We start from the raw sequence: 4,380 nt of genomic DNA on the forward strand, positions 1-4,380 counted from the left end.
TTTCAGCCCTAGCTTTGTGGGTATTTGCTCAAATCGCCGATGAAGTTCTAGAACAAGAAACTCAAACGTTCGACCAAAGCATTTTACTGGCAATTCGGCAGATGCATACACCATTAGGCGATCGCATTATGCTGGGTATCACTTTTCTGGGTGAACCAATATTATTGCTGCTGATTTGTTTGGGAATAGCAATCAGATTACTCTATTATCGCCATCGTTCGCAAGCAACCACTTTGGGTATAGCCGCAGTTGGTGCGATCGGCTTAAATTATTTAATAAAAGTACTATTTGGTAGAGCGCGCCCGCAACTGTGGAATCGTATCGTTGACGTCGGTCAATACAGCTTTCCTAGCGGTCATCCGATGATTTCATTAGTGATTTATGGTTTCATTGGCTATTTGATCGCAAAGCGATATCCTCGTTGGCGAGCATGGATTTTTACACTCACCATGATATTAATTATAGCAATTGGTTTTAGTCGGCTTTACTTAGGCGTACATTGGCCTACCGATGTCATAGCTGGTTATGCGGCGGGTATAGTCTGGTTGATGACCTGTATTCTGAGTTTGGAAACGTGGCGAATATACAGGATGTCGGGTAGACATTCACAATCCAATTAGCAAAGTTCGCAACCGATAAATTCTCCTATGTGAAAGCTTGAGTGTTAGCAGTTCCTAAATTCCAGGTAAAGGTGGAACCTCAAACTCATTGAACAAGCAAACATTGTAAGATGAAGTGGCTAAAGCTCTCACCAGCCGCTGGTCTAAAGTTAGTAGCGTAGCAGCAACCTGCTGTGAAAGCGCAACATAAGAAGCATCGTAAGCAGAAATTCCGTAAGTCAAGGCGATACTCACAGCATCTGCCATTAAGTCAGCTGTGGAAACCACACGCAGGGGAAATGCTTTGAGAGTAGCTAAATCTGCCTGAACTTGAGCAGCAGTATACATTCCTGCACGGACATATTTCCATAGGACGTTTGCACACTCGATCTAAAACAGATCAGGTACAAAAAATTCAGTTTCTGGATTAGTCAGGTAGTTAAATAGTTGATTAACTTTGGGTGTGAGTGGGTCAGCAATAAATTGTTTAATGCATACGCTAGTATACACCACACATCTAAAAATGGTCGTCATCTGTTACGGTCTTCTCGGATAAGTTCAGTACTATCAGGTAACCCGAAATCAGATGGATTTACACGGTGACGCTTACGAAGTTCTTCCAAAAGTTTTGGTACATTTTGTCGTCGCTGTTCTTCAGTCTGCTGTAGTTCTGTAGCTAAGCCTTTCTTTAGTATGGTGATGATTTGGTCATTAATTGAGGTATTTTTAGCCTTAGCTAATTGTTCTAATCCTGTATACAAGTCATCAGGTAAATCTAGCATCGTGTTTAGTCTAGTCATAGCTTGACCTTCCAGTAAGGTTTACAAGCAATAGTAGCACGATACTACAAGCCTGGGTTGAGATAGGGAAAGAGGGGACGACTGAGAACATCTCAAGCGGTGTTTTTTCTTAGAAAGCAATCAAGAATTTCCGAAAAACGACTTTGCCGACTTGTTATGATTGTTATCATTTATATCCTTGGCTGAATTGATACTTAATAAGTATACGTTTGGCAGTGATTTTTCGGATTGATCACTCAATAACAAAGGTGTGAAGATAACATGAGTATGCGGCAATCTCAGGGAACAAGATACTTTGTGGTACTGATTGGCTTACTGCGCGATCGCCAAGCTTTTCTAGAAGAAATTCGACAAAGAACGAGATTAGAAAGCAAAGCAAGTTCTCTGTTAGTTACTAGTTCTATTTTCTTTGCTATTTATGGTGCGATTATTGGTGCATCTCACAGTTGGATGCAAGCATTATCTGCTGCGATTAAATTACCAATTTTATACTTATTAACGCTCATAATCTGTTTGCCAACTTTGTACTTTTTTAATGTTTTATTTGGTTCTCGTAGCACCATTCAACAGCATTTGGTAGTGTTGCTCACAGCTATGGCAGTGATTAGTGTTCTGCTTTTTAGTTTGGCTCCAGTCACACTATTTTTCTTAATCACAGCTCCCGATTCGTATCAATTTTTTAAACTTTTGAATGTGTTAGTTTTTGCGATTACAGGTTCTTTTGGTGTGAAATTTCTTTATGAAGGAATGCAGTTACTTTCTCAACAAGATGAAGTTGGTAAAGGGACTCGCACTACTATTTTAAGATCTTGGTTGTTCCTTTATGCCTTTGTTGGTATGCAGTTAGGATGGACTCTTAGACCTTTTTTTGGTGATCCTAAAACTAATTTTGAATTGTTGCGGTCGGTAAAAGGTGGCAGTATTTATCTCGATATTATAGCAGCGATTTCAGAAATATTGGGTTTCCGTTAAACTACATTGGTAATGCATCTACTCCGATAAATTTGGTATTAATTAACTTTCATTTGTGAAAAAAGATATTTGCGATCGCACGTTTACTTTCTCAATTCGCATAGTCAAATTGTGCCAGTTTTTAGATGATAAACCAGGAGTAGGGCGAACCCTTGCTCAACAATTGTTAAGGTCAGGAACATCTATTGGAGCTAATGTAGAAGAAGCGCAAGCAGCACAAAGTAAAGCAGATTTTATTGGCAAAATGATGATTGCGCTCAAAGAATCACGTGAAACTCGGTATTGGCTAAAATTACTCGTTGCATCTGAAATAATACCTCAAGAAAGGATTAGCCAACTCCAGACCGAAGCCGAAGAACTGACACGTATTCTTGGTGCAATCATAGTCTCCACCAAAGACTCCAAGTAGTGACGTTCTCCCAATTTTTAATTTTTAATTTTTAATTTTTAATTGTTAAGCGGAGAGGGTGGGATTCGAACCCACGGATGCTTTCACATCACTCGATTTCAAGTCGAGCGCATTCGACCACTCTGCCACCTCTCCAAAAAAAGCTGCCGAAATATACTTCGTCAGCTGTCAGCTAAAAAAGCTGACCAGTAAATCATTATAACTCAAATTCATGCAGTTTGCACTACTGAACGGGATTTTTCATACAAAATTTCTTCAGCCACTTTGTAGTCGTTGCCAACCCAGACACTAGAAGCTTGGGAAACTACACTATCTTCCAGCAGGACAATTGAAAAATTCCGCAATTTTTGACCATCACTATCCACGATTCTTGGCACAGCCGCTGCATTTAAGTAAACTGTCCCCTCTGGACTTCTAAACACACGCTTTCGCAATACTTTTTTGGTGTGTCGTAACGTCTGGTGCATATGACCAAATGTCACCAAGGGAACGGTTTTACCAGCAGTGAGAGTTAAAGATATCGCCTCGGCTAAATCAGGATCACCAAAATCACCGCCGATAGGATGCCAATCTTTGCCACAGGGATCTTCAGGGCGATCGCCTAACCCAGAAGGGCCATTATGACCCACAAAAATAATTGTTTCATAAGCAGCACTCTTGACTGCGGTAAAAATCCGGGCGGCGGATTCATCCAAATCCTTTACACCATAACGTTCTTTGCAGATATCAGCGAATCGCCACTCTGGCCCACCCCAGGTAAAGGGACGTCCCCCCACCACTGTCAAGTTAAAAGCAGGAATATCCAGTTTCCCATAACCAACATGGGCTGCACCTAATAAATCTAGCTGTTCCTGCACCCAATCTTCTTGAGAACGGTCGTAGGGACACTTTTTCCGTCCCCATTCTGTGGCAGTGTACCATGCATCGTGGTTTCCCATCACCGCTGCCTTGGGAATATCAAGGGATGCGATCGCCCTTACCACTTCTACCGACTCGTTACCAAAATCCCCGACAAACAGCACTAAGTCAACACCAAGATGCTTCAGTGCATTGCCATCCTCCACTTCCCATTGGTCGTGAACATCTCCAACTACAGCGATTTTCAATGTTTTTGAATTAGTTGTCTGACTGGTCATGCCACTTTCCTTGCCATATGCTTCCAGCATAGGCAATCCATAAAGATTTTGGCACAACTCCCAAAATTGTCTTATGATTTCACCAAAAGTCGGCGGGAGAACTAATCTCTTTCGAGGGGTAGGAGTTTTGATAGCCCGCCAACTTTGGTAATTGGTAATTGGTAATCGGTAATGGGCTAATTATTACCACGAAATACCCCGGCTTGAGGCGGAGGATAAACTTATCTGATAACTGGCACTTCACACCATCATTATCAATTGCACTATAAACATCATCGGGTGCGAGTCCTAACCAAGGATCGGAACTCGGAGTGAAAAACAGTTCGGCATAAACTTTTTCATTCAATGCGTCTAAATTACTTGTTTGATTACCCTGCACAAACCATTGATGAATTTGTCTGTGCAGCATATATTCATTTCTAACTGTATCGAGAGCGATCGCAGTTTCAAAGTTACTTAAGTAG

Annotated in this window: 6 protein-coding genes, 1 tRNA gene and 1 pseudogene; 3 read left to right on the top strand and 5 right to left on the bottom strand. The window is 41.3% G+C overall.

Annotation, left to right across the window (positions count from 1 at the left end; all coding sequences use genetic code 11):
• A partial coding sequence (locus UYI_RS32170; protein ID WP_016866105.1) for a phosphatase PAP2 family protein occupies positions 1–620 on the top strand: 620 nt, incomplete at its 5' end.
• Positions 621–674: 54 nt separating this feature from the next.
• On the opposite strand, the gene UYI_RS38760 is transcribed toward UYI_RS32170, so the two are convergent.
• Both UYI_RS38760 and UYI_RS0107740 read right to left on the bottom strand, forming a co-directional pair.
• Positions 675–989 (bottom strand): type II toxin-antitoxin system VapC family toxin, encoded by a 315-nt coding sequence (locus UYI_RS38760; RefSeq protein ID WP_326930403.1) that lies wholly within the window; start codon positions 987–989, stop codon positions 675–677.
• 140 nt (positions 990–1,129) lie between these two features.
• Positions 1,130–1,399, bottom strand: coding sequence for a hypothetical protein (locus UYI_RS0107740; RefSeq protein ID WP_026085813.1), 270 nt, complete (start codon positions 1,397–1,399; stop codon positions 1,130–1,132).
• Positions 1,400–1,660: 261 nt separating this feature from the next.
• Between UYI_RS0107740 and UYI_RS0107745 the strand changes: the two genes are divergently transcribed.
• The gene (locus tag UYI_RS0107745; protein WP_016866108.1) at positions 1,661–2,371 is read left to right on the top strand and encodes a hypothetical protein; all 711 of its coding nucleotides are present in this window, start codon (positions 1,661–1,663) and stop codon (positions 2,369–2,371) included.
• Between the two features lie 55 nt (positions 2,372–2,426).
• On the top strand, positions 2,427–2,780 hold the full coding sequence (locus UYI_RS0107750) for a four helix bundle protein (protein ID WP_016866109.1): 354 nt from the start codon (positions 2,427–2,429) through the stop codon (positions 2,778–2,780).
• A 50-nt stretch (positions 2,781–2,830) separates the two neighbouring features.
• Here UYI_RS0107750 and UYI_RS0107755 read toward each other — a convergent pair.
• The 3 genes and pseudogenes from UYI_RS0107755 to UYI_RS38765 form a co-directional block, all read right to left on the bottom strand.
• Positions 2,831–2,915: transfer RNA gene (locus UYI_RS0107755), tRNA-Ser, on the bottom strand.
• A 74-nt stretch (positions 2,916–2,989) separates the two neighbouring features.
• Positions 2,990–3,946, bottom strand: coding sequence for a TIGR04168 family protein (locus tag UYI_RS0107760; RefSeq protein ID WP_016866110.1), 957 nt, complete (start codon positions 3,944–3,946; stop codon positions 2,990–2,992).
• A 49-nt stretch (positions 3,947–3,995) separates the two neighbouring features.
• A pseudogene (locus UYI_RS38765) lies at positions 3,996–4,380 on the bottom strand (hypothetical protein); the annotation flags it as partial.

The organism is Fischerella muscicola PCC 7414, assembly GCF_000317205.1.
Classification (GTDB): Bacteria; Cyanobacteriota; Cyanobacteriia; order Cyanobacteriales; family Nostocaceae; genus Fischerella; species Fischerella muscicola.